Below are 25,694 nucleotides of genomic sequence, written 5' to 3' on the forward strand. Positions count from 1 at the left end.
AACCGCGCGGCGTGCACCGCGGCCCCGGCGTCGTCCACCGCGCGGTCGGCGGCCGCCCACCAACCATCCGACGGTGGCCGGTCGGCATCTGGCGGTGGCGGCCCGGCCGCGTGCGGCGGCGGGTCGGCGTCCGGGGATGCGGCCTGCGGTGGCGGCCCGGCGTGCGGAGGTCGAGCCGGGATCGCCGGCTGGAGGTCCAGGCTCCACTCCAACTCCTGCCCGGCGGCGATCCACTCCGCCCGCTCGACCGGATCGGTGACCCAGTCCGGCGGGTGGATGGTCTCCGACCGGTACGGCTCGCCGGGTTCGACCGCATCCCCGAGGAACGCCGACCAGCCGGGCAGCCCGGCGCCGGAGAAGTCACCGGCGGCGATCCGGCGTTCGGCCTCGGCCCACCACGCCGGATCGTCGAACCAGTCGCTCGGCCCGGTCGGCACGGCCTCGGCGCCCGGGCCGACCGGGTGCTCGTCCGGGGCGTTCACCGGCTCATCGGCCTTACCGCCCGAGCCGGCCGGCTCCTCCTCCGGCGCGCCGACCGGCTCGCCGGCCTCGGCGCCCAGACCGGCCGGGTCCTCCTCCGAGGCGTCGACCGGCTCATCGACCCCAACGCCCGAACCGGCCGGAGCGGACTCGGCCGGGGCGGCCGGGTCGGCGGGCTCCGTCGGGTTCGCCGGATCGGCGGCGTCCGTCGCAGCAGGTGTGGAAACCCGGCCCAGGCCGGCGAAGGCGCGCACCAGCTGGCGGGCCATCTCCGCGGGCACCAGCTCCCCATCCACCTCCGCCGGAGCGTCCCCACCCAGCAGCGTGCCCACCGACGCCACGACGGACAGCAGCACCCGCACCGGCGGCAGGTCGGTCTCACCGGGGCGCAGCACCAGGTCCAGCAGCGCGTCGACCATCTTCTGCCCCCGCGTCCGCACCGGCCCCTCCGACCCCTCCGGACCGTCCGGACCGTCGGGGTCGTCGGCCAGCGCGTCGGCGTACCGCACCAGCGCGGCGTGCAGCGCCCGCGCCTCGGGCATCGTGCACACCACGGTCAGCGCGGCCATCCCCTCGGCCCGCTCCGGCCGCAACGAGATCCCCCGCTCCGTCAGCGCCCGGGCCAACCGCCGCGCCGCCGCGGCCGCGTCGCGCTGGGCGACGATCCGGCGGGCCTTGTCCCCCAGCTGCGCCGGCGAGGTGACCGTCTGCCGCCGGCCCATCCAGGCGATCAGCTCGGCCTCGACCTCCGCCCGCACCACGTCGTCGGCGACCGGGGCGACCTTGTCGATCAGATGCCACAGATGCCCGGCGTGCAGCACCCCGGCCTCCAGCGCCGCCAGCGTCGCCGGCAGCCGGTGCACCAGGATCAGCGACTCGGCCAGCAGCCGCTCGGCGCCCTGCCGGGTCAGGTTCAGCGCGATCGCCACCTCCGGCGTGGCCCACTCCGAGATCGGGCGCAACACCTCGGCCCGCGCCGCCCACCGCTCGGCACTCATCGCACCGCGCTCACCCTGCGCCCGATCCGCCGACGCCGGCCGGGAGGCGGCGAACTCCGCCACCGCCCGCGCCCGCACCGCCGTGGCCCGGGCGATCTCCCGTGACGCGGCCTGCACCACCCCCAGCGGCCCCGACGCCCACCCCACGGCAGGCGCGCCAGCACCCGGAGTGCCGGTCTGCGTCCCGCCGTCCATGCCCTCGATCATACGTTCGAGCGACGACAGTCGCAAGCCGCGCGGCGGAGAACGGGCTGGTCACCGGCACGAGCCGGGTGCACGAGAGGGAGCCGAACCGGGCACCCGGCTCGAGATGGGGGCGGGTAACGGCTCGAGGCCGGTGCTCGGGACGGAAGTACCGGTCTCGAGCACCGGGCTACGCGGGAGGGACGTCAGCGGCTCGTGGCCGCCAGCGAGGCCGACAGGGTCAGCCGGTAGGCATCGGGCACCTCGGCCGCCGGGCGACGCGGGGTGGGCATCAGGTCGATCACCATCCGGGTCGGCGCGAAGGCCTCGGCGTAACCGATCCGCGCCTGTGCACCCCAGTGCCTCGCCGAGGCCACCACCGCGTCCGGCTCCACCATCGCCGACATCTCCACCTGCGAGGCGTGCGCGCCCAGCGCCGCCAACTTCCCCGACAGATACGCCGTCACGTCCACGAACGTCGTCGGGGTGAAGGTCAGCGTCGACGGGCTCTGGTAGTGCATGACTCGCGACAGTCGGCGCGCCGCCGACAACGTCGCCGCCGCCACCGCCCGGTGGTCCTGATGACTGTCCTCCGGTGCATGCACGTACACCACGTCGGCGTCGGTCTCCCGCAGCGCGCGCTCCACCACCGCGACCGTCGCCGCATCCGGAACGACCGTGCAGTCCCGCAGCCCGCCCCAGAGCAGCCGGGCGCCCAGCGTCCGCGCCGCCTGCTCCTGCTCGACCCGGCGACCCACGACCGCGGCGTCGTCCCCCGGGCCGTTCTCGCCGCCGGTCATCACGAGCATCGTCACCGCGTCCCCGGCCGCGGCGTGCGCGAGCAGAGTGGCGCCACACCCCAGCTCGATGTCGTCGGGGTGCGCCCCGACCGCCAGGACCCTACGCATCGGAGCGGCCCGCCCCAGCCAGCGCACGAGCCCGCCGGTTCGCCCGGTGCACCAGCACCGCGCCGACCATCCCAGCCGCCACCAGCCCGATCGCCGGCCCGGTCCCGTTGCCCTCCTCCGGCAGCTCCGTCGACGAGGGGCAGGCCGGGGAGGTGCCGGAGGCGGCCGCGAAGTCGAGGACATAGCCGTCGAGTTCCCACCGCGCCCCCGCGCCGAGCTCGGCCGCGGTCACGCGAACCGTGAAGGCGCCGTGCACGGTGCCCGATTCGAAGACGGTCGGCTGCACGCCCTGGAGCCGCGACGGGAACAGGCCGTTCTTCTTGCCGTGCTGGATGCGCCACCCGTCCCTGGTGTAGCTCGTGTATCCGACGACGAGCGTCCGGGAGCCGTCCTGGTTCTCCACGTGGCAGTCCAGGATCGGCTGCACCTTCCAGTTGGCCGACGCCGTGCCGGGTGCGGCGAGCAGCCCCACCGCGGCGATGACCGCGACCAGCGCGGCACGGGTGACACGCGCGCCAGCGCGCCGTGCCCTCGAAGACCTCTTGCGGCCGTCCATGACATGCGTCCTCGTGTCCGGGGCGGCCGATCCGCCCGTCGGGGACGCATCGGCATCCCCGGGCTCGCGCTGTAGAACCGACAGCGCGATCTCCCCCGGAGGGGTGAGGTCATCCCGGAGACAGCGCCGCCGCGTCGGCCCCGAGCAGACCCAGGGCGAGCTCGGCCGCGGCGGGGAAGGTGTCGGTGACCGCCCAGGCGCGCGGCTCGTCGGGGGCGGTGGCGTACTCGCCCTGCCGGATGCGGACGGCGCGGGCGCCGACGGCGGCCGCCACGGCGACGTCCTTGCCCGGGCGGTCGCCGATCACCAGCAGCCGGTCGGGCGGCAGTCCCAGCCGCGCGGCGACGGCGACGAGGCCGGTCGGGTGCGGCTTGCGGACGGCGCGCCCGCCGAGGGCGTCGGTGACGACGACGACCGGCAGCAGGCGCCCCAGGCCGGTCGCGGCCACCTTCGCCGCCTGGATGGCCGGGTTGCCGTCGGTGAGACAGGCCAGCGGTGCGGCCGCGGCCAGCGCGCACAGCGCCTCCTCGGCGCCCGGGTACGGCGACAGCCGCGGTGGCGTGTGCTGTGTGAACGCCGCCACCAGCGGTGGCACCAGGGCGGACAGGGACGACGCCGGCACGCCCACCGCGAGCAGCGCCCGGTCGATCGTGCCCCCGGCGTCCGACCCCGCGGCGAGCTCCTTCCGCAGCGCGGCGTGCACGGCCGCGCCGTCCAGCCCCGCGTGGCCCGCCGCGACCCCGACCGCGGCAGCGGCGGAGGCGAGGTAGTCGGCCTGCGGGTAGAGCGTGTCGTCGAGGTCGACGACCACACCCAGCGGCGCGGGTCCCGTCACCACGGCAGCCGACCGTCGGTGAAGTCCGGCTCGTCGAGGGCCAGCAGAGCGTCGGTGCGCTCGTCGGCGAGGACGGCGGCCACCTGCGGCCCGGTCGTGCCGTCGCCGTACGGGCACGGCGCCGTCGCGGCCCGCTCCTGCCCCTCCGGGCTGGTGTGCCCGGCCGCGGCGGACAGCACCGCGGCCGCCGCCCGGTCGTCGGCCAGCGAGGCGAGGGTCGTCGTCCCCGCCTCCACCCCCTCCCAGCGCGGCGTCGAGCCGCGCAGCACCACCACTGGGACGCCGAGGTAGGCGGCCTCCTCCTGGATGCCGCCCGAGTCGGTGACCGCCAACCGCGCCGTGGCCAGCGCGGCCAGGAGGACGTCGTACGAGACGGGGCCGGTCAGCCTCACGCCCGGGTGCTCCAGCTGCGTACCGAGGCCGGTGTCCGACAGGCGGGCCGCCGTGCGGGGGTGCACCGGGAAGGTCACCGGCCCCACCTGCTCGGCCAGCGCCCGCACCACGCCGACGAGACGGGCCAGGCGGACCGGGTCGTCGACGTTGGTCGGCCGGTGCGCGGTGACCAGCACGCCGGACCGCTCGGCGAGCGGCACCCGACGGACGCCACGGGCGACGAGCGTGTCGATGACCGGGTTGCCGACGACGAAGACGCGCTCCGCGGCGACCCCCTCGTCGGCCAGGAAGGCCGCGGCGCGCTTGGTCGGCGCGAAGTGCAGCTGGGCGACCGCGGCGGCGACCCGGCGGTTGACCTCCTCGACGCTGCGCGGGTTGAGGCTGCGCAGCCCGGCCTCGAGGTGGGCGAAGGGCACCCCCGCGGCTCGGGCGGCCAGCGCGTAGGCCGGCACGGTGTTGGTGTCGCCGAGGGCGAGCACCAGGTCGGGAGCGAACAGGCGGAACGCCCGGAACGCGTCGGCGTGCAGGGCGCCGGTCCGGCCGGCCGGGTCGGTCGGCAGCCCGAAGCGGTGCCCGGGGACGAGGCCGAGCGCAGCCTGCAGCTGCGCGCCCATCTCCGGGTCGGTGTGCTGGCCGGTGTCGACGACGCTCACCCGGTGACCGGCGCTCCGCAGGGCGGCGACGACCGGGGCCAGCTTGACCACCTCGGGCCGGGTGCCGAACGGCACCAGGACGTGCCGGCTGCGGCTGCCCTGCCCGTTCCGTGACCTCGCGAGCTCGGTCACGCGGTCACCGCCGCGGGCGCGCAGGGGTCGACGACGGGGCTGCCGTCGTCGCTGGTGTAGGTCTCGGCGAAGTAGCGGCTCATCGCCACGCCCGGCCGGAAGGACAGCTCCGGTACCGGGGCGCCACGGACACCGGACAGGTACGCGCCGACGACGTCCGCCCCGGCCGCGAGCGTGAGCGGCAGGCCTCCGGAGAAGCGCGGATTGATCTCCACGACGGTTGCGGCGCCGTCGTCGGCGACGAAGCCCTGCACGTTGGCCGGCCCGGTGAGCCCGACGGCGGCCAGCGCCGCGGCGACGACGTCGGTCACCGCCCGGGACTCGAAGGTGCGGCCCTTCACCGAGATCCCGGCCTTGGTCTCCTCCCGCCACCGCGGCACGGCCGCGCGCAGCGCGCCGTCCCGGTCCACCAGGGCATCGGCGGTGAACTCGCGGCCCGCGAGGCGGGTCTGGGCGATGAGACCGGCGTCCTCGCAGAGCGCGGCGACCACCGTGTCCCGGTCGTCGAGCAGCCGGACGCCGCGGCTGCCCCGGCCGGCCAGCGGCTTGACCACCCACGGGCCGGGGACGCCGGCGACCTCGGCGGCGCAAGTGGCGGTCGCCGGGTGCGGCACGCCGGCGGCCGCCATGGCCCGGGCGAAGGCCGCCTTGTCGCAACACAGGGCCACCGCGGCCACGGGGGGCAGCCAGGTGGCGACGCCGGCCGCGGTCAGCCGGCCGGCGCCGGCGGCCAGGTACGGCAGCTCCTCGGCGACCGTGCCGACCAGCGCGTCGACCCCGGAGTCGGTGCAGACCGCGATGAGCGCGTCGACGAAGCGGGGGTGGTCGCCGCGGGGCACGGTGACGCGCACGTGCGCGAGCGCTCCCCCGGCGGCGGCGGGATCGGCGTCGGCGGCGACGACCCGGTGGCCGAGGGCGACCAGCCGGCGGACCACCGCCACGCCGGCCGGGCCACCGGCGCCGGTCACGAGCACGGCGGGACCGTCGGTCGGGTCGGCGAGCGGCGGCGGAGCAGCCGCGGGCGGGCGGGGCTGGGGCAGGGAGGGGGTCATCGGTCGTCCTGGGTCGTCGGGGCGGGGGTGGGGGCGGAGCTGCGCGGCCGGGGGGTCGGCGGTCGGAGGGCGGGGCGGACGGCGGTGGGCGGCAGCCGGTCGGTGGCCGGCTCGGGCGCCGCGACGGCGGGTCCGGGGGCGGCGTCCCGCTCCGAGCGCTGCAACAGCCAGCCCCGCGCCCACAGCCGCAGGGCGCCCACCCGGTGGTTGGTCACCGGCTCCCACTGCCGGGCCGCGATCGCCTCGGCGAGGGCATCGAGCACGGCCGGGTCGTCGTCGTAGGTCGCCACCGCCACCAGGGAGGCGGCGTGTGCGCCCAGCCCGTCGCCGGCCAGCGCCCGGACCCGTGCGGCCCGCTCGACGGGAGGCAGGTGCCCGATCCGGTAGTCGATGCGCCCCGCCTCCCGGCGCGCCCCCATCCACCGGGAGACCCGGCGCGGGAGCACGTAGCGGTGCATCAGGCCGGCGAGGTTGACCCGACGGGAGACGACGCGCACGTCGCCGTCCGCCAGCCGGTAGCCCAGGCCGGGCCGCGCCCAGCTGTCGGGACGGCGGGCCGTGTGCCGGCCGGCGACGTCCTGCTCGGCCCGCTCCGCGGTCGGCAGCGTGATGCAGACCATGAGCAGGAAGCCGCCGAGGGTGGCCGCCAGGTTCCAGACGGTGCCCACCCAGTCGTGGAAGAGGACCAGCGCGGGGGTGCCCCACACCAGGCCGGCGACGGTGCTGCCGGCCAGCCGGACGTGGTTGAGCACCAGCAGGGCGGCGACGGCGACGACGAGCCCGGCGACCGCGTGCTGGCGCCGGCCGCGCAGGACGACGGCGGTCAGCGCGGTGAGACCCAGGACCGACAGGATCGACGAGCAGGACTCGGTGACCTCGGCCAGGATGATCTCGCCGTCGGGGCGGAACACCAGGACGTGCCGTTCCAGGGACGCCGACACCGAGTCCACGCCGAGGAACATCAGCACGTTCGCGACCCACCGGGCCTCGTGCACCTGCAGGAACCCGGCGCCGTATCGGAAGCCGACGGCGCAGATGACCACCGCCAGGCCCAGGTCCAGCAGCACCGGGACGAGGCGCCGGCCACTGCGCCGGGGACGGCGGTACCGGTGCCGGCCGCGCGGGAGCGGGGCCACGGCGACGGCGGTCGCCATCAGGACGCCGTCCCGGCGGGCGCGACCACCGGCGGGTCCACCGTGACCGTGGACGTCGCGCCCGACCGGGAGGTCTTCACCCAGGTGTAGGGGCGGCCGAGCATGCCGTCGACGTAGGCGCGGGTGGTGATCCAGATGGACAGCGCGAACGCGGGCAGGAAGCCGAGCAGCCGCCAGGCGGCCCGCCGCTCCACCCGGCCGATGAGCAGCCCCACGGACAGCTCGGCCAGGGGGCCGACGAAGAGCAGCATCGACAACGGCAGCAGCGCGACGATCGGCAGGTCGCCGATGCCGAAGGCGCGCAGCACGGTCAGCAGCAGGCCGATCCCGCTGAGCAGCGGCACGTGGTAGACGAGCAGGAAGAGCGTCGTCTCGACCTTCTCGACCAGCGACAGGTGCGGGCACCGCATCAGCGGGCGCCAGTAGTCGCGGAAGCACTTCTGGTGGCCCCGGGCCCAGCGGTACCGCTGCTTCCAGAAGCGCTGGGCGCTGACCACCGCCTCCTCGAAGTCGACGGCGGAGAGGTCGTACCGGACGCGCTGGCCGGCCAGCAGCACCCGCAGCGTCAGGTCGGTGTCCTCGGTGACCGTGTGCGGGTTCCACCCGCCGAGCGCGCGGAGCGTGGACATCCGCACCGCGCAGTTGGCCCCGCCGTACGCGGGCAGCTCGAACAGCGCCTGCCGGCCGTACTCGTTGACCAGGTAGCCGGAGAGGAAGTCGACGAAGACCGTCGAGGCCATCTGCGAGTCGCGGCCGTTGCGGATGACGCAGCGCCCCATCACCGCGCCGACGACCGGGTCGCGGAAGTGGCGGACGAGACGGCGCAGCGCCGTCGGCTCCGGCTCGTGGTCGGCATCGAAGACCACGGCGACCTCGGCGTCCACCAGGTGGAGGGCGTCGTTGAGCGCGCCGGACTTCCCGCCGCCGGAGCCCGGCGGCCGGTGCAGCACCCGCAGCCGCGGCTCGCGGGCGGCCCACGCGTCCAGCCGGGCGCCGGTGCTGTCGTCCGAGCCGTCGTCGACGACGACGAGGGTGAGCCGGTCGGCCGGGTAGTCGAGCGCGAGCAGCGCGGTGACCATCCCGTCGACGACGAGCTCCTCGTTCTTGCAGCCGACGAAGACCGCGACCGTGGGCGTGTAGGTGGACAGCCCGACGTCGGCGGCCAGCATGTCCCGCTCGGCCCAGCGGGCGGCGGCCACCGCGAACCCGAGGTGCCGGCAGAAGTAGATGCCGAAGACGACGTTGAGCACGCCGGCGACGACACCGAGGGTCTCGTCGAGACCGTGGAAGAGGGCCACCATGGCGAAGCCGCAGGCGTAGGCGAGCAACACCAGTGGCCGGCCCTCGGGCCGGCCGGCGTGGGGGTCCCCGGCGGGCGCGCCGCCTCCTGGGGGGACGGCAGCCGGGGGGACGTCGGCCGCAGGCGGGGGCCCGGGGCCGAGCGTCGACGGTCCGCGGACCACGGCCTCCCCTCCCACCCTCGGCGGCCTGTGGCGGAGCGCGGACTCCGCCGTTGTGCGTCATCGGCACGGAGCGGACGTGGCTCAAGTCGAAGCCCCCGGCACCCGGGCAGCTGGGCCGCCCGGAGGGAGCGGCACGCCACCTGCTGACCCCGGCGGGGGAACCGGCCGTCCCGCCGGCTCAAGTCCTCCTCCGTTCGTGCCGTCGGGGAAGCGGGACGTGCGCGGGGACGGACGTCCGCGATCAGGGAGGAAGCCGTGGGCATGCCGACGCCGGGCAACCGGCCGGAGACACTCACCGGGCTGCGGTCGGCCGTGGCCCGCGAGGCGGCCGTGGTGGCGCTGCTCACGCTCGTCGTCGCGGTGGCGAGTGGGCTGTGGGACCTGCCCGGACGGGTCTGGGCCTGGTCGCGGTCGACCGTCGGCCCGCTGGACGACGTCGTCCTGCTGCTGGCCGTCTCGCACCTGTTCATGGTCTTCTTCGGGAAGCGGCGCGCCGCCGACCTCAAGGCCGAGTGCGTCCGTCGGGAGCAGGCCGAGCGGGACCTGCGCGAGCGAGCGCGCACGGACCCGCTGACCGGCCTGCTCAACCGGGCCGGACTGGCCGAGGAGCTCGCCGCAGCGGTCGACGACGTGGCCTCCGGCGGCCGGGAACTGGCCGTCGTCATGCTGGACCTCGACCGGTTCAAGGAGGTCAACGACACCCTGGGACACGCCGTCGGGGACGCGTTGCTGCGCGCCGTCGCCGACCGGCTGGCCGGCGAGCTGCGCCAGGACGACGTGCTCGCGCGGCTGGGTGGTGACGAGTTCGTGGTGCTGCTCCGCGGCGCCGCCCCCGACGCCGTCCATCGCAGCACCGGCCGGCTGCTCGACGCGCTCCGGCTCCCCTTCGAGGTCGACGGCCTCGCCCTGGAGGTCGACGGCAGCCTGGGCGTGGCCACCTCCGGTGCCGACCCGGCCGAGCTCCTGCGCGCCGCGGACGTGGCCATGTACGCCGCCAAGGCCGACCGGCGCGGGGTCGTCGTCCACTCGCCGGAACTGGACCGGCACGACCCGGCCCAGCTGCGCGTCTTCGGCGACCTGCGCCGCGGCATCCGCGACGGTGAGCTGCGCGTCCACTACCAGCCCAAGGCCGCCCTGCTCGACGGGCAGGTGCGGGGCGTGGAGGCCCTGGTCCGGTGGGAGCACCCGGAGCGGGGCCTGCTCCCCCCGGCGGAGTTCATCGGCCTGGCCGAGGCCACCGGGCTCATCCGTCCGCTGACCGACGTCGTCCTCGCCCGGGCGCTGGCCGACTGCCGCCGCTGGCGCGCCGAGGGCCGGGCGCTCACCGTCGCGGTGAACCTGTCCGCCCGGGTCCTGCTCGACACGGCGCTGCCCGAACGGATCGCCGGGCTGTTGTCCGACCACGACCTGCCGGCGGCCTGCCTGGAGCTGGAGGTCACCGAGAGCGCGGCGATGCAGGACCCCACCCAGGCGCTCGACGTCCTGCACCGGCTGCGCGCGCTCGGCGTGACGCTGTCCGTGGACGACTACGGCACCGGGCACGCGTCGCTGTCCTACCTGAGCCGCCTGCCGGTCAGCACGCTCAAGATCGACCGCTCCTTCGTCTCCACCATGGAACTCGACGACGACGGGCAGGTCATCGTCCGCAGCACCATCGAGCTGGCGCACGCCCTCGGGCTGCGGGTGGTCGCCGAGGGGGTCGAGACCCGACGGACGTGGGAGCGGCTGGTCGCGTTCGGCTGCGACGAGGCCCAGGGGTACTGGCTGGGCCGGCCGGGTCCGGCCGAGGAGGTGGTCGCGCAGGTGGCCGCGATCGAGTCCTCGACCACCGGGTCCGGCCCGGCGCCGGCGGCGCTGCGCTCCTGAGTCGACGGGGTCGGCCGGCCGCCGTCAGACCGGAGCGCCGCGGACCGGGACCTCCAGCTCGGCCAGCAGCCCGCGGATCCGGAACCCGATCTCGTCCCGGATGGGGCGCACCGACTCGACGCCCTTGCCGGCCGGGTCCTCCAGCGCCCAGTCCAGGTAGCGCTTCCCCGGGAGGACCGGGCAGGCGTCACCGCAACCCATGGTGATCACCACGTCGGAGGCCTCGACCGCCGCAGGAGTGAGCACCTTCGGCTGCTGGCCGGTGATGTCGATGCCGACCTCGGCCATCGCCTCGACCGCCGCGGGGTTGACCCGGTCGGCGGGCAGGGAGCCGGCCGAGCGGACCTCGACGGCGTCCCCCGCGAGGGAGCGCAGCCAGCCGGCGGCCATCTGGGAGCGGCCGGCGTTGTGCACGCAGACGAACAGGACGCTGGGCTTGCTCACGGAGTGCTCCTGACGGGAACGGTCGGGTCGCCGGGGAAGAAGCGGCGGGCGGCCCACAGGGCCACGTGGACCAGCGCGACCAGGACCGGCACCTCGATCAGCGGGCCGACGACGCCGGCGAGAGCCTGGCCGCTGGCGACGCCGAAGGTGCCGATGGCCACGGCGATGGCCAGCTCGAAGTTGTTGCCGGCGGCGGTGAAGGCCAGCGTCGAGGTCTTCGCGTAGCCCAGGCGCAGGCGCATCCCGAGCAGGAACGAGCCGCCGAACACGAGCGCGAAGTAGGCCAGCAGCGGCAGCGCGATCCGGACGACGTCCCAGGGCCGCGAGGTGATCGTCTCGCCCTGCAGCGCGAAGAGCACCACGATCGTGAACAGCAGGCCGTGGAGGGCGATCGGCCCGATCCTGGGCAGGAATCGGCTCTCGTACCAGGCACGGCCCCCCGTGCGCTCCCCGACCGTGCGGGTGAGGAAGCCGGCGAGCAGCGGGATGCCCAGGAAGACCAGGACCGAGAGCACGATCGCCCCGACGCTGAACTCGGCCGACGTCGTCGGCAGGCCGAGCCAACCGGGCAGCACCTGGAGGTAGAACCAGCCCAGCGCCGCGAAGGCGGCGATCTGGAAGACCGAGTTGATCGCGACCAGCACCGCGGCGGCCTCCCGGTCGCCGCAGGACAGGTCGTTCCAGACGAGGACCATGGCGATGCACCGGGCCAGGCCGACGATGATCAGCCCGGTGCGGTACTCGGGCAGGTCGGGCAACAGCAGCCAGGCCAGGGCGAACATCAGCGCCGGGCCGACCACCCAGTTGAGCACCAGGCTGGCGACCAGCAGCCTCCGGTCACCGGTCACCCGGCCCAGCTCGGAGTACCGGACCTTCGCCAGCACCGGGTACATCATCAGCAGCAGGCCGACGGCGATCGGCAGGCTGACGTTGCCGACCTCGACCGCGGACAGGACGTCGCCCAGGGCGGGGACCCAGCGGCCCAGCGCCAGGCCGAGCGCCATCGCGGCGACGATCCAGACCGGCAGGAAGCGGTCCAGGGTCGACAGCCGCGCGAGGACCGGCGTCTCGACGTCGGTGGCCGGGCGTGGGGTCTCGGCGACGGTGTCGCTCATGGGACGGCACGGTCCTTCCGGACGGGGGAGCTCGGGCGGGCATCGACCCGCATCGATCCCTCAGCCTGCCCGGCGCATCGACGCCCGTCAATCTCGTCGGCATACTGGTCCCGTGAGCGTCGACGCCACTCCCCCGCCGGCCGCCGTCTGCTGCGCCCCGCTGGTTCGCCGTCCACTCTCGACCGAGGAGGCCACCGACCTCTCCCGGCTGCTCAAGGCGATCGCCGACCCCGCCCGGCTGCGGCTGCTCTCCCTGGTCGCCGCCCACACCGGCGGCGAGGCCTGTGCCTGCGACCTCACCGAGCCGCTCGGCCTGTCCCAGCCGACGGTGTCGCACCACCTCAAGGTGCTCGTGGACGCCGGGCTGCTCACCCGGGACAAGCGCGGCGTCTGGGCGTACTACGCGCTCGTCCCGGGGGCCCTCGACGCCTTGGCCGGGGTGCTCAGCACCGCCGACGCCGGGAGCCTGCCCCCGTCCGCCTGCTGACGTCTCGCCGGAACCGCCGGCGTACCGGAAAATCCCGTGGCGCCCGCACCGTGAGCATCGGCCGATTCTCGATGTCGACGAGTAGGTCCCCGGCCGATCACCCACCCAGGACGGCGCAGCGAGGCCGAGACCGGGATCTGTCGGCCCGGCCGTGCCACCTGCAGGCCCGCATCGATCACTCCTCGGATCACCCCTTGGGTGATCGCGACCCGCGCATCCGGATCCAGCGGTACAGCCGGGCGGGACTCATCACACCCGAGCTGTAGCATCGAACGCATGTTCGATGCGGCGAGGCCCACACACCCCCGAGGCGAAACTGGCTACTCTCCGGGCGTGGCCTTCGTCAGCGCGCACGTGATCGCGGAAGAGTTGCGCCGCAGGCTCCCCGGACTTGGCAAGAAGAAGCAGCACAAGCTGCTGTACTACTGCCAGGGTCACCACCTCGCCACATTCGGTGAGCCGATGTTCCGAGAGACCATCTCCGCTTGGGACATGGGACCAGTGGTCGGGCAGCTCTGGTACGAGGAGCGGACCGGAGAGGTCCCCATGAACCTCGAAGAACTCGATGAAGCCACGCTCAACACGATTGGCTATGTCATCAGCCGCTACGGCGCGTTGTCGGGGGCCGATCTGGAGCACTTGACCCACAGCGAGGCCCCCTGGCGCGAGGCCAATCGAAGTCGGCGCCCCGGCGAGAGCGTCAGGATCCCGAACGAATCCATCCGCTCCTACTTCGAGGTTGCGGACGAGGACGAGGGCGACAGTCAGACGCCCCCACCCGACTCCCACGCGGTGACCACTTGGCTGAAAGATGTCAATCCCCGCCATGCCCAACAGTCGCGGCCTCGGGATTCCATCGAAGCCTTGCGCCGTTTCCTGTCGGCCGGTGACTAGCTCCGGGCTCCCATGGATTTCTGAAGGCTTCGATGAATGCCTCCAGACCTGGGATGAACTCGAGCGCCCGCCGGACGATCTCCGTTCATGGGTCGTCGAATGGATCTTCACGCGCCTGGACGATCCATACCAGGGCGTCAAGCGAGAACCTGGCTTTCCCAACCTGTGGTGGGGCGTCGTGCCCGGCACGCTGCACCGCGACGGCATGGTGGTGGTCTGTAGCTACTGGGTCGTCGAGTTGGCTCACATTGTCCGCTGCGAGAGCCTCGCCAGTCTCAGCTGGCCGGTGTAGGCAGGGAGCTCGGCAGCCCGCGAGGACCTGAGGTCGGCGGCTCGATCGAGTGACGTTCAGCAGTAGCCGAAGTCGCGTTTCGCGAGGCGGCCGAGGTCCATGGCTCGCTCGGCGACGCTCCGCGTCGGGCGGTGAACGCCTGTCCCATGCGCCCGCGCCGGCGGAACGGTCTCTCCGCCCGGCCTGCCGGCATCCGTCAACACCCCGCACGGGGTGCTGACGGATCCGCGGCGGTGATGCGTGCCCTTGGCTGCTCCGCGCTGATCGCTCAGCCTGCGGGCCGGACGCCCGGCTCCGCGCCGTGGGTGGTCGAGAGCACGACGGTCGCCCCGCGCCGGCCTCCACGGCCTGCAGCGTGCGGAGCTGGAGCAGCGCGGGCTGCTCGGCCACCATCCGGGCGGCGTTGGCCAGCGCCCTGGTGGCCGCCACCTCCGAGCGCGCCCGCTCCAGCGCGGCCTGCCCCTGCGCGCGGGCGGTCGCGACCTCGGCGGCTGCCCGCCGCAGCTCGGCGGGGACCATCACGTCGCGCAGGAAGAGGCTCTCGACGACCACGCCGACCGCCTCGGCCGCCGTCCCGACCCGCTCCCGCACGTCCTGCGGGACGGTGTCCCGCGCGGTCAGCAGCTCGTCGAGCGTCCGGCCGGCCACCGCCTCGCGCAGAGCGACCTGCAGTGCCGCGTAGACGAAGGCATCGGTGTCCTCCACGACCTCGTACCAGCGCCGCGGGTCGGCCGTCCGGCAGGCGACGGTGAGACTGACCTTAACCGACAGGCCGTCGGCGGTGAGGACCTCCTGGCCGGGGACGGCGAGCAGCCGGGGCCGGACGACCACGCGGACGCGGCGGCGCCGCCATCGCAGCCGGCGGTGCCGGCCCGGCTCGAGCGTCTCCTCGAACCGGCCGTCCCGGTAGAGCAGCACGCGTTCCCACTGCTGCACCACGATCCGCATCCCGCTGCCCTCCTCTCGGTCGTCCCGCGCGCGGTGACCGCCCGGCGCACCGTCGGGCGCCGGCGAGGAGCGCACGGGTCGCTGCAGACCGCCGGAACCGGGATGACCGCGCGTCGGACGGCCTCGGGAGTCGAACCCGCGCGTCGGACAGACGCTCGACCATCTGGCACGCCGTGACCGACCCGCAGGACCCGCGGCGGCGATGCCGCCCGGCTGCTGGTCACGGGCGAGCGGGACGGTAGCCGCGGACGGCGGTCGGGCCCGCCCTCTCTTCCCGGCGACCGGGGCACGTCAGGAGGTCGACGCCGACTGCTCGGAGGCCACCAGGTGGCACCCGGACGTCCCGACGGGTGTGACAGGGAAACCCATCTGTGCCAGGACGTCGGCGACCGCGGCGTTCATCGTCCGCTGCACCGCCGTCTCCAGCGCAGCACCGTGGACGTGGTCGACGCTCATCCGGTCGTGCTGGCGCCAGGTGACCAGGATGCCGCCGCCTCCGGGTTCGGGGATCAGGCACACGCCGCCGGCCGCGCTGTCCTCGGCGCAGTCGTAGAGGGCGAGTCCGGCCTCGACCAGCGCCGCGCTCACCTCCACCAGGAGCGTGGTCAACTCGTCGGTGTCCGTCAGCCGCTCGTCCCAGTCGGTGGACAGCCGGTCCAGCTGACCGCCGAGCTCGGCGAGCCAGGCACGCTCCTGGGGCGACTGCCGCCGGCCCAGTACGCCGTCGGCCTGCCGCACGCCGTAGACGGCGTGCGCCGAGGCGGGCAGCGCGCCGGAGAGCGCGGCCCAGTCGGCCGCGATCCGGTCCGGGAAGGGGCCGGCCAGGACCCGGGCGCCCGACCGGTCCTCCGCCTGCCCGTCGGCCAGCCACCAGCCCGCACGCTGACGGGTACGCCGCCCGGCGGGATGGGTCACGGCGACCTCGGACTGCTGCTGCGGTGCCTGCGCCTGGGCGCGCTCGGCCTCGTACCGGGCGGTCGAGCTCCTGCCCAGCACGACGACCAGCCCGAGCAGCCCGAGGAAGGCCAGCACGGTCACGACCGGCTCACCAGGCACGCCAGGCCCCCTCGGGACCGGCGCCCCAGGCGGCCGCGCGACGCACCCACCGCTGCACCCGGGCCCTCAGCTCGAACCGGTGCCAGTCGGCCGGACGACCCGAGCGCGCCTCCGTGGAGGGCTCGACCGCGAACAGGTCCATCAGCAGGCTCAGCCCCTCGTCCGTCGCTCTCGAGAAGCGGAGGAGGGATACAGAAGGCGCGCTCACGCAGGTCTCCTCAGGCGTGTCCCGTCGCGGCTGGGAAGTGCCGCGGACAGCCGGAAACGTAGGTCCCGTCCAGCCGTGACCGGCCCCGTCGGCGGAGGTCAGGGAGGCCCCGTCACTGGATCGTTGTGTGGGCCCCGATCAGCGGCCGACGACCCGCTCTTGCGCGCACTGCCTTGTCGACTTGCCACCCTCTGCCGAGCGTGGAACGGCTCCCGGCGGCACCCGGTCACGCCTCGCCCCGGCGGACCACCGGCGAGTCGTACCGGCGGATCGGCGCAGCGGCCGCTGGTGCGGCGAGCCGACGACGAGACGTGACGGCACACGAAGCCCCGTGGCCACCCTGTCCGGAGCCCGTGACCGCCGGCGCTCGGACAGGGCCGAGGGCAGGGCCGGCCGCGTCGGCCGGGCTCGAGGGGAGTCCTTCCCGAACGGCTCGCGCCTGTGGTGTGCTCAGCCCCGTCCTCCCCTCCCGCCACCGACCAGCGATGGAGACGCCGTGACCCCACCCACCACGCACCCGCAGCGGACCGTCCGGGTCGGCGACATCGCCGTCGCGGTCCAGGAGTACGGCGAGGGGGAACCGCTGCTGATCGTCAACGGGACGACCCAGTCCCTGGGCTTCTGGGCAGAGCCCGCGCCGGTCCTGGCCAGCCGCCACCGCGTGGTCACGTACGACCTGCGCGGCATGGGCGGGTCCGAGCGAGGCTCGGGAGACATCAGCGTCGCTTCGCTGGCGTCGGACGCCCTGGGGCTGCTCGAGGCGCTCGACATCGAGCGGGCACACGTCCTGGGCTACTCCCTGGGCAGCGCCATCGCGCAGGAGCTCGCCCTGGCCGCTCCGGAGCGGGTGGCCTCGCTCGTCCTCTACTGCACCTGGGCCCGCACCGACGGCTTCCAGCGCGCGGTGATCACAGGGCTCGCGCACCCCTGGCGCACCGGCGACCTCGAGGCCGCGCTCGGAGCCCTCGGGATCGCCTTCTCACCCCAGCTGCTCGACAGCCCGCAGTTCGGCGAGCTGGTCGAGCAGCTGCTGCCGCTGTTCCCCAGCACCGAGCAGCAGGTCCGGACCACCGTGGAGCAGTGGGACGCCGACATGGCCCACGACACGCTGGACCGGCTCGGCGGCATCACGACGCCCACACTGGTCATCGCCGGCGAGCAGGACCTGCTCACCCCGCCGTGGCACGGCCGGCAGGTGGCCGAGTCCATCCCCGGCGCGAAGCTGCACCTGTTCACCGGCCCGGGCTCCAGCCATGCCCTCGGCGTCGAGCGCGCCGAGGAGTTCCTCCCTCTGGTGCAGGACTTCCTCGCGGAGCACCCGCTCTCCTGACGAGCGACGGAGGAGTTTCGCCGGCCCGCGGGAGCCGGTCGCCGTGGGCCGTGGCCGACCGGTCCACGGTGGGACCGGGCGGAATCCCGTCTCTGCGGGGCGGTACGGCGCGGGTTCGCCGCGAGGACGGGGTGGGGCTTCGCTCCTCAGGGCGCTCGCGTCGGGCATTAGTGTGGTCTGCGTCACTCCGCGCGCACTGGAGGTCCCAGTCATGACGACGACCACCGAACCGGCGACCGCCCGGGAGCCACGCAGCGACAGGTCCCAGACGGAGCACGTCGATGTCCTCATCGTCGGGGCGGGGGTCTCCGGGATCGGCGCCGCCCACCACCTGCAGGAGCAGTTCCCCGACCGGTCCTTCGTCATCCTGGACGCACAGGACAACCGAGGCGGCACCTGGTGGACCCACCGGTACCCGGGCGTGCGCTCCGACAGCGACCTGTTCACGTACGGCTACCGGTTCAAGCCCTGGCGCGGCCCGTCGATCGCCGCGGGGGAAGAGATCCTCAACTACCTCGACGAGGTCATCGACGAGGACGACCTCGGCCGCCACATCCGCTACCACCACCGGGTCACCGCGGCCAGCTGGTCCACCGAGGACCGCCGGTGGACCGTGGAGGTCACGCGCGGCGACACCGGCGAGCAGCTGCAGTTCACCACCGACTTCCTGTGGATGTGCCAGGGCTACTACAACCACACCAAGCCCTACCAGCCGCAGTGGGAGGGCATGGACCGGTTCGAGGGACTGCTCGTGCACCCGCAGCAGTGGCCCCAGGACCTCGACCTCGCCGGCAAGCGCGTCGTCGTCATCGGCTCCGGGTCCACGGCCGCCACGCTGATCCCGGCGATCGCGCAGGAGGCGGCGCACGTGACGATGCTGCAGCGCTCCCCCTCCTACTTCCTGGCCCCGCCCCTGACCCACGAGCTCGCCGTGACGCTGCGCCAGCTGGACATCCCCGAGGACTGGACGCACGAGATTCTCCGCCGGGCCTACGCCGCCCAGTTCAACGAGCTGGCGCGCATGTCGCACGAGGCGCCCGACGAGCTGCACGTGTTCCTCATGGAGTCCTTGAAGCCGCTGCTGCCCGAGGGCTTCGACGTCGAGAAGCACTTCACCCCTCGCTACCGCCCGTGGCAGCAGCGCATCGCGATCGTCCCGGAGGGCGACCTGTTCGCGGCGCTGCGGGAGGGGAAGGCCTCGATCGTCACCGACACCATCGAGACGTTCACCGAGAAAGGGATCCGCGTCAGCTCCGGCGAGGAGCTCGAGGCCGACGTCGTCGTCACCGCCACGGGGTTCAACCTGTCGGTCCTCGGCGACGTCGCCTTCACCGTGGACGGCGAACCGGTCGACTTCCCGCAGCGGGTCACCTGGCGCGGCATCATGATCAGCGGGGTGCCGAACATGGCCTACGTGTTCGGCTACTTCCGGCACAGCTGGACGCTGCGTGCCGACCTCGTCAGCGACCTGGTCTGCCGGCTGTTCGAGACGATGAAGGCGAAGGGCACCACCATGGTCGTCTCGACCCTCCGGCCGGAGGACGCCGACATGCAGATCCGGCCGTGGTCCGACCCGGAGAACTTCAACGCCGGATACGTCATGCGCTCGCAGCACGTGCTGTTCAAGCAGGGCGACCGGGAGCCCTGGACCCACATGATGGAGCACGCGCAGGAGATGGAGGTCCTGCCGAAGGCCGACCTCGACGACGGGACCCTCGTCTACCGCTGAGCCGGCTGCCGGAGGGGCGGGTGGGTGTGGGACTCCACCCACTCCACGACCCCGGCGAGGAGGTCACGGGGGGCGGACCCCAGTTCGAGTCAGCAAGGATGGCCATGGCGCGGGACCCCGGGAGGTCAGCGAGCTTCAGGGTGGGCCCCCGGGGGATCGAACCCCGAACCCGCTGATTAAAAGTCAGCTGCTCTGCCGGTTGAGCTAGAGGCCCCGTGTCAGGCCGAGGCTACCCGGGTGACCGCCGCCGCTCAGATGACGTCGAACAGCAGCAGGACCAGCAGGGTCAGCAGCGCGGAGATGGCCAGCGAGCCGAGACAGCCGAGCCGGTTGGAGAAGAAGAAGAACACGAGCGCGGCAGTGCCCCGACGGATCGCCGGCGAACCCGAACCTCACGGTCCGTGCTCTTCACCACGGCGTTTCACCTGCTCAGGTGATGACTGGAGACCCTCAAGTCACCTACCGTCGCGTCCGCCCGGTTGCCGCAGACCCCGGGCGCGCGCCCCGAGCGGCGCCCCCAGGCCCCGGCCCGGTCGTCGCGTTCCCCCCGTGACGGCCGGGCCGGACCCATCCCCGGATCAGCACATCCGGTCCAGCAGGCCCCAGAGCAGGACCTCCTGCGCCGCGTCGACCGGCAGGGGCAGCGGCACCGGCTCGGCGTTCCCCACCGCGACGGCCAGCGGGAAGACGAACGGCTGCTTGGTCTCGGCCAGCACGTGCGGCTCGCAGGACGCCGCGGTGAACTCCACCTCCGCCGCCGTCCGCTCCTCCCCCGGCTCGAGCTCCATCGGCAGTCCGTCGACGGCGACGTCCAGGACGATGCTGCGCCGGGCGTCGACCACCGTGACGGCGCGGTCGTCGTCCCCGACCCGGGTGAGGACGACCGTCCCGGTGACCGACTCGGCCGTCGCGGCCAGCCCGGTGAGGCCGACCTCGGCGGCGGCGCGCAGCGAGGCGACCGCGCACTCCTCCCGGTGGACGGCGTCCAGGTCGTCGCCGGCCAACGGCACGCGCACCTCCTCCACCGTGCCATCGGGCCGGATCAGGGTCAGCCACGCGGCGACCGGCCCGACCTCCGCGGCGCAGACCGGCTCGCCGTAGGAGGTGCGCAGGTCGATGGCCCGGCCGGGCTCGAACGCGGCGGTCAGCGCGCTCGGCGGCAGCGGAGCGAATCCCGGCGAGTCGATCGCCACCCCGGTCACCGTGAACGGCTCCTCACCGGTGCCGGTCACCCGCACGTGCACCTGCCCGTCGACCACGGCGTCGGTGCGCAGGCGCACCACCTCCGCCGCGATCCCGGGCACGGCCGGCAGCGCCGGCGTCGCGGACGTCGTCCCCGCAGCGGACCGCGGCACGGCCCCGCCCTCCGCGCCGGAGCAGGCGGCGCACAGCAGCGCGACCGCCACCAGCGCCGTCCGCCGCATGGCCCCGCAGCGTAGGGACGGCGGCGCCCGCCGTGGGCCCTACCGGTCGCGGCCGGGGAGCCGGGCCATGACCCGCCCGGCCTGCATGCGGATCTCGAGCTTGTCCTGCGGGTTGGCCGCCGGGCCGCGCCGCGGCTGGCCGTCGTCCAGGTCGAACGCCGAGCCGTGCCACGGGCAGACCAGGCAGTCCGTGCCGCGCACCTGCTGCACGGTCCCCTCGTAGAGGGGCCCGGACAGGTGTGAGCAGGCCCCGACGAAGGCGTCGACCCGCGTCCCGCGGCGGACGACGACCAGCGGGACGTCGACGCTCGCGCCCTGGCCCTTGCGCAGCGCCGGCCGCCCCTCGGGCAGGTCGTCGAGCGGCCCGCAGTCGATCCAGTCCGAGCTCAGCGCGCGGGCCGCCGTCGCCGCGTGGGAGGCGCCGGAGGACTGCGCGTAGGACATGTGCCCACCGATGGCCGCCGCCCCGGTCGCCAGGCCCAGCCCGCCGTAGGAGAGCACCCGCCCCAGCCCGCCGCGCCCCTTCGCGCGGGCGACGAGCGAGCCGACGTAGAGACCGAGCGCGACCGTGTTGCCCATGGCGTGGATCGCGCCGAGCCGCCGGACGCCGATGCCCTGCTCCGACCAGTCGGCCGCGCCGGACAGCGCCGCGGGGACGGCGGCGACCACCCCGGTCCCGATCAGGGCGGTGGCGGCCGGCCGCAGAGGTGGGATCGCGTCGAGCAGGCCGGCCGACGTCCAGGTCCCCACGGGGAGCTGGACGAGGACCGGATGCAGCGGGTGCCCCAGCCACGTGCCGTGCAGCAGGTCCTTGAACGTCTGTGGCTTGAGGGCGGCCTGCACGGCGCGCCGGGCCGGCTCGATCGCCTTGTCGAAGGTCGCCGTGTCCGCGACCCGGTCGAGGATCCCCATGAGGCTCATGGCGGCGTCCTACCCCCGTCGACCGGCGGCGATGCCGTCTCCGGTCGGCAGTAGCGGGAAACGATCCGACAGTGACGGCCACGCCGAAGGCTCGGCGAGTGGTGATCGACTCCACAGCGCTTCTTTCCCTTCCCAGTGCGATAACCACTGGTGCGCAGCCGACTTCCAGGTGGACCGTGCACAAAGGAGCACGTGACCACCCGAGGAGACCTCGTGACCTGCCCGTCGATGCTGTCCCGCCGCCCGGCGGTCGGCGACGCCGTGGGCAGCTTCGCGACCCGGGTCCGGGCGGAGGACACCCTGGGGCAGTTCGTCCGCTTCGTCCTCGTCGGCGGGGCGACGACCCTCCTCTACGCCGCGATCTTCACCGTTCTCGAGGGGCTGGGCTACCTGCCGGCGCACGTCGTCGCCACGGCCGCCTCGACCGTGCTGGCCAACGAGATGCACCGCCGGCTCACCTTCCACGCCGGCGAGCGGGTGCACTGGTTCACCGCCCAGTGGGAGGCCGGCGGCGTCACGGTCATCGGCCTGCTGGCGACCAGCGCCGCGCTCGGCATCCTCGACTCGACGGTCCCCGACGCGACCGTCGTCGTCCAGGTCTCCCTCGTCGCCGCGGTGACCGGTCTGATCGGCCTGATGCGATTCGTGGCGCTGCGCTGGCTGTTCCGTCCGCGGATGGCCGAGGCCGCCTGACGACAGCCGCGGGAGCATCACAGCGAGCTCTGCGAGCGAGGAGCGGACCGGGGGCGCGGATGGGGGCACCTCCCGCGTGCGGGGGACAGGCCATGGACATCGCCGGTGTCCCGTCGGCGTGTTTGAGCCACGCGCCGGTTGAGCACACGACCACTGCACGTGGTTGAACGTGCAACCAGGAACGGAGGCTCCTCGTGTCGAACATCGCTGTCGTCTACTACTCGTCCACCGGGAACACCCACCAGCTCGCCGCCGCGGTGGCCGACGGTGCCCGCGAGGCCGGGGCGGAGGTGCGCCTGCGCCGGGTCCCGGAGCTCGCGCCGCAGGAGGCCATCGACTCCAACCCGCTGTGGCGGGCCCACGTCGACGCCACGGCCGGCGAGGTGGAGGAGGCCACGCCGGCGGACATGGAGTGGGCCGACGGCTACGCCCTCGGGACGCCGACCCGCTTCGGCACCCCGGCCGCCCAGATGAAGCAGTTCATCGACACCCTCGGCGGTCTGTGGTTCACCGGGAAGCTGGCGAACAAGGGCGCGACCGCGTTCACCAGCGCCCAGAACGTCCACGGCGGGAACGAGTCGACGATCCTCACGCTGTTCAACGTCTTCTCGCACTTCGGCGCCGTGATCGTGCCGCCCGGTTACACCGACCCGCTGTTGTTCGAGGCCGGTGGCAATCCCTACGGCGTCTCCAACGCCTCCGGCGGCAAGTCCGCCACCGCCAGCGAGGCCGAGCTGACCGCCGCGCGCTACCAGGGCCGCCGGCTGGCCGAGGTGACCGCCAAGCTCGTGGCGTGACACCGGCGCCCCGCGACGGCCGGCCGGGACACGCCCGCCACCGGCCGTCGCGCCGCGCCGCCCCGCCCCGCCGTTAGGTTGGCGCGGATGAGCGAGCCGAGCACCGCGGGACCCTCGGCCCGCTCCGCCGTCCTGCGCGACGTGGGTCGGTGGGCGACCCGCCTGTCCGTGGTCGTGGCCGGAGCGTGGCTGGGCGTCCTGCTGCTCGGCCGGGTGGCCGCGCCGATCGGACCGTTCGACGCGACGGTGGCGTTCCGGCCCTTCGGCGGCGGGGCCGCCCTCGACATCCCTCCGCTGGGCGCCCTCCAGGTCGACGCCTACGACGGGCCGCTGCGGCTGGAGATCCAGCTCAGCCGGGTCGACGAGATCCGGGCGACGGCGCTGGCCACCGACCCGGCCCGGCTCGACGGCCTCGTCGACCGGGTGAGCGACGACCTGCGCGACGCCGTCGAGCGGCTGGCGTGGCTGACCGCGCTCGCCGCGGTCGGCGGGGCGACGACGACGTCCCTGCTGGTGCTGCGGCGACGCCGGGAGCCGCTGATCGCCCTCGGCCTGTCCACCGCGCTGGTCGCCGGGATCGGCGGCCTGGCCGGAGCCACGTGGCGCCCCGAGGCGCTGTCGCAGCCGACCTACACCGGGCTGCTGGTCAACGCGAACAGCCTGATCGGCAGCGCGCAGGACATCGCGGCCCGCTTCGACGCCTACCGCTCCTCCCTCGAGGACCTGGTGTCGAACGTCAGCACGCTGTACTCGACGCTGTCCACGCTGCCCCCGCCCGGCGGCGCCGACGACAGCGTGGCCCTGCTGCACGTCTCCGACGTCCACCTCAACCCCGCCGGCTTCGACCTGGTGCGGCAGGTGGTCACCCAGTTCGACGTGGACGGCGTCCTCGACACCGGGGACCTCACCGACTGGGGCAGCTCCCCGGAGAACAACCTGATCAGCTCGGTCGGCACCCTCGGCGTGCCCTACGTCTTCATCCGCGGCAACCACGACTCCGCCGTCACCGCCGGCCTGGTCGCCGCACAGCCGAACGCCACCGTGCTGGACGACTCCGCCGTGACGGTGGCCGGCATCCAGGTCGTCGGCACACCGGACCCCCGCTTCACCCCCGACCCGGACGCCGACGACGGCGCCGAGACGCTCGAGGAGACCGGCGAGGGCCTCGCCGAGTTCGTCGAGACGCTGCCCGAGCCGCCGGCGATCGCGATGGTGCACGACCCCGGGCAGGCGACGCCGCTGGACGGCGCCGTCCCCCTGGTCCTGGCCGGGCACACCCACGAGCGGAAGGTCACCCGGCTCGACGAGGGCACGCTGCTGATGGTGCAGGGCTCGACCGGCGGGGCCGGGCTGCGTGCCCTGCAGGGTGAGTTCCCCGAGCCGCTGACCTGCACGGTGCTCTACCTCGACCCGACCTCCGGCGAGCTCACCGCCTACGACGAGATCACCCTCGGGGGCCTCGGACAGACCGAGGTGACCATCGAGCGGGAGGTCGTCGCCGCGGCGGACGTCGGCGAGGCGGACGGCGCCCCGTCGACCCCCGCCCCCTCGACGCCGGCCCGGACGACGGCCCCCGCCTCCCCGACGGGGTGACCCGGCGGACCTACCCTCGGCGCATGCCCACGACGACCTCGCGTGCCGCCCGGCTCGCTGCCGGAGCCCTCGCCGGCGGCCTCACGCTGCTGCCACTGACCGCCTGCTCGTTCAGCACGGACAACCTCTCCTGCAGCGGCAGCGAGTGCTCGGTGACGCTGTCCGGCGACGCGCCGGAGGTCGAGATCCTCGGGACGTCGCTGTCCTTCGACGGCGTCCAGGACGGACGCGCGTCCCTCGGCGTGGGCAACGCCGGCGTCTCCTGCGCCGAGGGCGAGACGGTGAGCGCCGGGCCCCTGACCCTGGAGTGCACCACCGTCGAGGCGGACTCCGTGGAGCTGACCGCCTCGCTGGGCTGAGGCCCCGGGCATGGCCCTGCCGCAGCTGCTGCTCCGGCTGGTCGACCCGGCACAGGCGTACCTGGACCGGCACTCCCCGACCGCTCGGCGGTGGGGACCGCTGCTCGAACGAGCCGTGGACGAGCTCTTCGGAAACGGCAGCACGACGCTGCACCTGGCCGATCGGACGGTGGAGGCGCGGGTCGTCCGGTTCCGGCGCGAGGACTCCCTCGTGCACACCGTGCCCCCGGGCCCGGACGGCGGCGGGCAGTCGCTCTCGCGCATCAGGCGAGATCCGGGTCGCGCCCGTCCCGACGTCCTCGAGCGCGTCACCGCGGCCGCAGGACCGAGGTACGACATCCGGCGCTGACCAGGGAGAACGGCGAGCGCGAGGGGCACCGAAGCGGCGGTGGCGAGGGACACGGGCCCCCCGCGCCGAGCGCGCTCCACGAAGCATGTAGAGTTCTCGCTGCCCCCGGCGAACACGAGCCCCCATCGTCTAGCGGTCCAGGACGCCGCCCTTTCAAGGCGGTAGCACGGGTTCGAACCCCGTTGGGGGCACAGCACCACAGCAAGGCCCTGTAGCGCAGTTGGTTAGCGCGCCGCCCTGTCACGGCGGAGGTCGCGGGTTCGAGTCCCGTCAGGGTCGCTCTCCGGTGGAGACACCGGGAGGGGCAGGTAGCTCAGTCGGTACGAGCGCTCGCCTGAAAAGCGAGAGGTCGGCGGTTCGACCCCGCCCCTGCCCACACATC

The 25,694-nt window shown here is 74.3% G+C and carries 25 protein-coding genes and 4 tRNA genes; 13 read left to right on the forward strand and 16 right to left on the reverse strand.

The window, feature by feature from the left end:
* The 8 genes from E4P41_RS22640 to E4P41_RS07970 all read right to left on the reverse strand — a co-directional run.
* A partial coding sequence (locus E4P41_RS22640; RefSeq protein WP_209307593.1) for a DUF222 domain-containing protein occupies window positions 1–1,673 on the reverse strand: 1,673 nt, incomplete at its 3' end.
* Window positions 1,674–1,867: 194 nt separating this feature from the next.
* Complete coding sequence (locus tag E4P41_RS07940) at window positions 1,868–2,569, reverse strand: PIG-L deacetylase family protein (RefSeq protein ID WP_135140360.1); 702 nt, start codon at window positions 2,567–2,569, stop codon at window positions 1,868–1,870.
* Complete coding sequence (locus tag E4P41_RS07945; RefSeq protein WP_135140361.1) at window positions 2,562–3,125, reverse strand: hypothetical protein; 564 nt, start codon at window positions 3,123–3,125, stop codon at window positions 2,562–2,564. The genes E4P41_RS07940 and E4P41_RS07945 overlap by 8 nt, the downstream gene beginning before the upstream one ends.
* Before the next feature lie 109 nt (window positions 3,126–3,234).
* Window positions 3,235–3,963: an HAD family hydrolase gene (locus tag E4P41_RS07950; RefSeq protein ID WP_245177180.1), complete on the reverse strand. Its 729-nt coding sequence runs from the start codon at window positions 3,961–3,963 to the stop codon at window positions 3,235–3,237.
* Window positions 3,957–5,138, reverse strand: a complete 1,182-nt coding sequence (wecB, locus tag E4P41_RS07955; RefSeq protein ID WP_135140362.1) for a UDP-N-acetylglucosamine 2-epimerase (non-hydrolyzing) — start codon at window positions 5,136–5,138, stop codon at window positions 3,957–3,959. Before wecB ends, E4P41_RS07950 begins: the two co-directional genes overlap by 7 nt.
* Window positions 5,135–6,190 (reverse strand): ATP-grasp domain-containing protein, encoded by a 1,056-nt coding sequence (locus E4P41_RS07960; protein ID WP_135140363.1) that lies wholly within the window; start codon window positions 6,188–6,190, stop codon window positions 5,135–5,137. Before E4P41_RS07960 ends, wecB begins: the two co-directional genes overlap by 4 nt.
* A complete protein-coding gene (locus E4P41_RS07965) occupies window positions 6,187–7,344 on the reverse strand; it encodes an exosortase/archaeosortase family protein (protein ID WP_135140364.1) in 1,158 nt (385 codons plus the stop codon). Before E4P41_RS07965 ends, E4P41_RS07960 begins: the two co-directional genes overlap by 4 nt.
* On the reverse strand, window positions 7,344–8,675 hold the full coding sequence (locus E4P41_RS07970; RefSeq protein ID WP_245177181.1) for a glycosyltransferase family 2 protein: 1,332 nt from the start codon (window positions 8,673–8,675) through the stop codon (window positions 7,344–7,346). The genes E4P41_RS07965 and E4P41_RS07970 overlap by 1 nt, the downstream gene beginning before the upstream one ends.
* Before the next feature lie 393 nt (window positions 8,676–9,068).
* Between E4P41_RS07970 and E4P41_RS07975 the strand changes: the two genes are divergently transcribed.
* Complete coding sequence (locus E4P41_RS07975) at window positions 9,069–10,673, forward strand: EAL domain-containing protein (protein WP_245177186.1); 1,605 nt, start codon at window positions 9,069–9,071, stop codon at window positions 10,671–10,673.
* A 24-nt stretch (window positions 10,674–10,697) separates the two neighbouring features.
* On the opposite strand, the gene E4P41_RS07980 is transcribed toward E4P41_RS07975, so the two are convergent.
* Entirely contained in the window at window positions 10,698–11,117 is a 420-nt protein-coding gene (locus E4P41_RS07980; protein ID WP_135140366.1) for an arsenate reductase ArsC, read from the reverse strand.
* On the reverse strand, window positions 11,114–12,232 hold the full coding sequence (arsB, locus tag E4P41_RS07985; RefSeq protein ID WP_135140367.1) for an ACR3 family arsenite efflux transporter: 1,119 nt from the start codon (window positions 12,230–12,232) through the stop codon (window positions 11,114–11,116). Before arsB ends, E4P41_RS07980 begins: the two co-directional genes overlap by 4 nt.
* Before the next feature lie 112 nt (window positions 12,233–12,344).
* Here arsB and E4P41_RS07990 point away from each other — a divergent pair, with 112 nt between their 5' ends.
* Window positions 12,345–12,719, forward strand: a complete 375-nt coding sequence (locus E4P41_RS07990) for a metalloregulator ArsR/SmtB family transcription factor (RefSeq protein WP_209307594.1) — start codon at window positions 12,345–12,347, stop codon at window positions 12,717–12,719.
* Between the two features lie 333 nt (window positions 12,720–13,052).
* On the forward strand, window positions 13,053–13,613 hold the full coding sequence (locus E4P41_RS07995; RefSeq protein WP_245177182.1) for a Panacea domain-containing protein: 561 nt from the start codon (window positions 13,053–13,055) through the stop codon (window positions 13,611–13,613).
* An 85-nt stretch (window positions 13,614–13,698) separates the two neighbouring features.
* Here the strand turns inward: E4P41_RS07995 and E4P41_RS08000 are convergent, their stop codons facing one another.
* The 3 genes from E4P41_RS08000 to E4P41_RS08010 form a co-directional block, all read right to left on the reverse strand.
* A complete protein-coding gene (locus tag E4P41_RS08000; protein ID WP_135140371.1) occupies window positions 13,699–14,853 on the reverse strand; it encodes an SPFH domain-containing protein in 1,155 nt (384 codons plus the stop codon).
* A 291-nt stretch (window positions 14,854–15,144) separates the two neighbouring features.
* Window positions 15,145–15,909, reverse strand: a complete 765-nt coding sequence (locus tag E4P41_RS08005; protein WP_135140373.1) for a hypothetical protein — start codon at window positions 15,907–15,909, stop codon at window positions 15,145–15,147.
* Entirely contained in the window at window positions 15,899–16,117 is a 219-nt protein-coding gene (locus E4P41_RS08010; protein WP_135140374.1) for a hypothetical protein, read from the reverse strand. The genes E4P41_RS08005 and E4P41_RS08010 overlap by 11 nt, the downstream gene beginning before the upstream one ends.
* A gap of 496 nt (window positions 16,118–16,613) precedes the next feature.
* Between E4P41_RS08010 and E4P41_RS08015 the strand changes: the two genes are divergently transcribed.
* Both E4P41_RS08015 and E4P41_RS08020 read left to right on the forward strand, forming a co-directional pair.
* Entirely contained in the window at window positions 16,614–17,447 is an 834-nt protein-coding gene (locus E4P41_RS08015) for an alpha/beta fold hydrolase (RefSeq protein ID WP_135140375.1), read from the forward strand.
* Window positions 17,448–17,658: 211 nt separating this feature from the next.
* A complete protein-coding gene (locus tag E4P41_RS08020; protein WP_135140377.1) occupies window positions 17,659–19,176 on the forward strand; it encodes an NAD(P)/FAD-dependent oxidoreductase in 1,518 nt (505 codons plus the stop codon).
* Between the two features lie 141 nt (window positions 19,177–19,317).
* Here E4P41_RS08020 and E4P41_RS08025 read toward each other — a convergent pair.
* The 3 genes from E4P41_RS08025 to E4P41_RS08035 form a co-directional block, all read right to left on the reverse strand.
* Window positions 19,318–19,390, reverse strand: a tRNA-Lys gene (locus E4P41_RS08025).
* Between the two features lie 364 nt (window positions 19,391–19,754).
* The gene (locus tag E4P41_RS08030; protein WP_135140379.1) at window positions 19,755–20,600 is read right to left on the reverse strand and encodes a hypothetical protein; all 846 of its coding nucleotides are present in this window, start codon (window positions 20,598–20,600) and stop codon (window positions 19,755–19,757) included.
* 39 nt (window positions 20,601–20,639) lie between these two features.
* Entirely contained in the window at window positions 20,640–21,521 is an 882-nt protein-coding gene (locus E4P41_RS08035; protein ID WP_135140381.1) for a Rieske (2Fe-2S) protein, read from the reverse strand.
* A 192-nt stretch (window positions 21,522–21,713) separates the two neighbouring features.
* Between E4P41_RS08035 and E4P41_RS08040 the strand changes: the two genes are divergently transcribed.
* From E4P41_RS08040 to E4P41_RS08075, 8 genes are all read left to right on the forward strand, one after another.
* Window positions 21,714–22,214: a GtrA family protein gene (locus tag E4P41_RS08040; RefSeq protein WP_245177183.1), complete on the forward strand. Its 501-nt coding sequence runs from the start codon at window positions 21,714–21,716 to the stop codon at window positions 22,212–22,214.
* A 194-nt stretch (window positions 22,215–22,408) separates the two neighbouring features.
* A complete protein-coding gene (wrbA, locus tag E4P41_RS08045; RefSeq protein WP_209307595.1) occupies window positions 22,409–23,011 on the forward strand; it encodes an NAD(P)H:quinone oxidoreductase in 603 nt (200 codons plus the stop codon).
* 87 nt (window positions 23,012–23,098) lie between these two features.
* On the forward strand, window positions 23,099–24,604 hold the full coding sequence (locus E4P41_RS08050) for a metallophosphoesterase (RefSeq protein WP_135140382.1): 1,506 nt from the start codon (window positions 23,099–23,101) through the stop codon (window positions 24,602–24,604).
* A 23-nt stretch (window positions 24,605–24,627) separates the two neighbouring features.
* The gene (locus E4P41_RS08055) at window positions 24,628–24,963 is read left to right on the forward strand and encodes a hypothetical protein (protein WP_135140384.1); all 336 of its coding nucleotides are present in this window, start codon (window positions 24,628–24,630) and stop codon (window positions 24,961–24,963) included.
* 10 nt (window positions 24,964–24,973) lie between these two features.
* Window positions 24,974–25,312, forward strand: coding sequence for a hypothetical protein (locus E4P41_RS08060; protein ID WP_135140385.1), 339 nt, complete (start codon window positions 24,974–24,976; stop codon window positions 25,310–25,312).
* Between the two features lie 118 nt (window positions 25,313–25,430).
* Window positions 25,431–25,503, forward strand: a tRNA-Glu gene (locus E4P41_RS08065).
* 14 nt (window positions 25,504–25,517) lie between these two features.
* Window positions 25,518–25,591 (forward strand) — tRNA-Asp (locus tag E4P41_RS08070).
* 23 nt (window positions 25,592–25,614) lie between these two features.
* Window positions 25,615–25,688 (forward strand) — tRNA-Phe (locus E4P41_RS08075).
* Window positions 25,689–25,694 lie beyond the last annotated feature (6 nt).

It is taken from the genome of Geodermatophilus sp. DF01-2 (genome assembly GCF_004571065.1).
Taxonomy (GTDB): domain Bacteria; phylum Actinomycetota; class Actinomycetes; order Mycobacteriales; family Geodermatophilaceae; genus Geodermatophilus.

Excerpts from the sequence above, each read along its gene's own strand:
- E4P41_RS07965 (WP_135140364.1), bottom strand. The coding sequence starts at position 7,344 with ATGGCGACCGCCGTCGCCGTGGCCCCGCTCCCGCGCGGCCGGCACCGG.
- E4P41_RS08020 (WP_135140377.1), top strand. The coding sequence starts at position 17,659 with ATGACGACGACCACCGAACCGGCGACCGCCCGGGAGCCACGCAGCGAC.
- E4P41_RS08035 (WP_135140381.1), bottom strand. The coding sequence starts at position 21,521 with ATGAGCCTCATGGGGATCCTCGACCGGGTCGCGGACACGGCGACCTTC.
- E4P41_RS07960 (WP_135140363.1), bottom strand. The coding sequence starts at position 6,190 with ATGACCCCCTCCCTGCCCCAGCCCCGCCCGCCCGCGGCTGCTCCGCCG.
- E4P41_RS08050 (WP_135140382.1), top strand. The coding sequence starts at position 23,099 with ATGAGCGAGCCGAGCACCGCGGGACCCTCGGCCCGCTCCGCCGTCCTG.
- E4P41_RS07940 (WP_135140360.1), bottom strand. The coding sequence starts at position 2,569 with ATGCGTAGGGTCCTGGCGGTCGGGGCGCACCCCGACGACATCGAGCTG.
- E4P41_RS07945 (WP_135140361.1), bottom strand. The coding sequence starts at position 3,125 with ATGGACGGCCGCAAGAGGTCTTCGAGGGCACGGCGCGCTGGCGCGCGT.
- E4P41_RS08000 (WP_135140371.1), bottom strand. The coding sequence starts at position 14,853 with ATGCGGATCGTGGTGCAGCAGTGGGAACGCGTGCTGCTCTACCGGGAC.
- E4P41_RS08060 (WP_135140385.1), top strand. The coding sequence starts at position 24,974 with ATGGCCCTGCCGCAGCTGCTGCTCCGGCTGGTCGACCCGGCACAGGCG.
- E4P41_RS07975 (WP_245177186.1), top strand. The coding sequence starts at position 9,069 with ATGCCGACGCCGGGCAACCGGCCGGAGACACTCACCGGGCTGCGGTCG.
- E4P41_RS08030 (WP_135140379.1), bottom strand. The coding sequence starts at position 20,600 with ATGCGGCGGACGGCGCTGGTGGCGGTCGCGCTGCTGTGCGCCGCCTGC.
- E4P41_RS08055 (WP_135140384.1), top strand. The coding sequence starts at position 24,628 with ATGCCCACGACGACCTCGCGTGCCGCCCGGCTCGCTGCCGGAGCCCTC.
- arsB (WP_135140367.1), bottom strand. The coding sequence starts at position 12,232 with ATGAGCGACACCGTCGCCGAGACCCCACGCCCGGCCACCGACGTCGAG.